2 tRNA genes and 1 rRNA gene (1 of these 3 cut by a window edge) are annotated in these 333 nt (G+C 52.0%); all 3 read right to left on the bottom strand.

What is annotated here, in order from left to right:
- Positions 1 to 84: 84 nt before the first annotated feature.
- Positions 85 to 158, bottom strand: a tRNA-Ile gene (locus DW915_RS15610).
- A gap of 37 nt (positions 159 to 195) precedes the next feature.
- Positions 196 to 268: transfer RNA gene (locus DW915_RS15605), tRNA-Ala, on the bottom strand.
- Positions 269 to 274: 6 nt separating this feature from the next.
- A 5S ribosomal RNA gene (rrf, locus tag DW915_RS15600) occupies positions 275 to 333 on the bottom strand; it runs 97 nt beyond the window's last position.

The raw sequence follows: 333 nt of genomic DNA, 5'->3' as shown, positions 1-333 counted from the left end.
TCTCTAACGTTTTAACGTTTTCAATATAGATTGTATATGCGGTTTTCAAGGTACATCTTTTGGACTTGAATAACTCAAATCCAGTGGGCTTAAGTGGACTCGAACCACCGACCTCACGCTTATCAGGCGTGCGCTCTAACCGGCTGAGCTATAAGCCCTCAGTCGTTTCCGACGCCCGGAAGTTTTCTTTCCGGATGGAGACGAAGAGATTCGAACTCTCGACCCCCTGCTTGCAAGGCAGGTGCTCTCCCAACTGAGCTACGTCCCCGTTTGAAGCTGGCAGCCACCTGCTCTCCCACACCGTCTCCAGTGCAGTACCATCGGCCGCTTAGG

Origin of the sequence: Blautia sp. AM42-2 (assembly GCF_003480245.1) — a bacterium.
In the GTDB taxonomy this organism is placed as follows: domain Bacteria; phylum Bacillota; class Clostridia; order Lachnospirales; family Lachnospiraceae; genus Fusicatenibacter; species Fusicatenibacter saccharivorans.
This window is presented reverse-complemented; position numbering and strand designations above follow the sequence as displayed.